Source organism: Pedobacter sp. 01N416 (assembly GCF_056399685.1).
In genome coordinates this window covers 1-968 of sequence record NZ_JBFTRT010000935.1, presented here as the reverse complement: position 1 = coordinate 968, position 968 = coordinate 1, and the positions used below count along the sequence as shown (strand labels likewise).

The following is a 968-nucleotide window of genomic DNA, read 5'->3' as shown; positions in this document are numbered from 1 at the left end:
TATGGAAGAAGGTAGTTTGCGTTGCGATGCCAATATTTCTATACGGCCACAGGGCACTACCGAATTTGGAACACGTTGTGAAGTAAAAAACCTAAACTCGATGCGTAATGTACGTAGAGCGATGGATTTCGAATTTGGCCGTCAGGTAGAAGTGATTAGCAATGGGGGAAGAATTATTCAGAGCACATTGAATTTTGATGCTGATAAAGGCACTACATCACCGATGCGTACTAAAGAGGAGGCGAATGATTATCGATATTTTTCAGATCCAGATCTGCAACCCATTTATATTTCTGATGATTGGTTAGCAGAGATTAAATCTTTAATGCCGGCTTTGCCAAATGAAATTTCTCAGCAGATGGTTGCTGATTTTGGGATCAGTAAAGCTGATGCGGCTCTTTTTGCCGAAGATTTAGACCTGTTAAACTACTTTAACCAGGCACAATCAGTCGTTCACAATAAAAAAAGCTTAATTAATTGGTTAATTGGTCCGATTAGAGCTGTTTTAAATGAAAAAGGGATTACGATCTCTGATTTCAAAGTCAATCCAGCACAACTGGCAGAAGCTATCAATCTGGTTGATGATAAAAAAATCACACAGCAAATTGCCATTCAACAATTATTACCAGCTGTTGAGCTGGAAGAAAATGCAAAAGTTACCGATTTGGCACAGTCATTAAACTTACTGATCTCTGAAAACGGAGACGAATTAAGTAGTTTTATTGATGAAGTGTTAAATAAATACCCACAACAGGTAGAAGCGTACAAGAAAGGCAAAAAGGGCGTTTTAGGTTTGTTTGTTGGTGATGTAATGAAATTAGCCAAAGGAAAAGCTGATGCTAAAAAATTAAATGAATTAATACTTGAAAAACTGAAATAATGAGATTAAAACAATTAAGCCTGATTATGCTGATCGCGATTGCCTTCACTGCATGTAAACCCAAAGATAGCTTTACGATTGACGGAAC

Annotated in this window: 1 protein-coding gene; it reads left to right on the top strand. The window is 37.3% G+C overall.

What is annotated here, in order from left to right; translation table 11 throughout:
- Positions 1-880: Asp-tRNA(Asn)/Glu-tRNA(Gln) amidotransferase subunit GatB (locus tag AC1DND_RS28505; RefSeq protein WP_477586294.1), on the top strand; the 880-nt coding region annotated here is incomplete at its 5' end.
- Positions 881-968 lie beyond the last annotated feature (88 nt).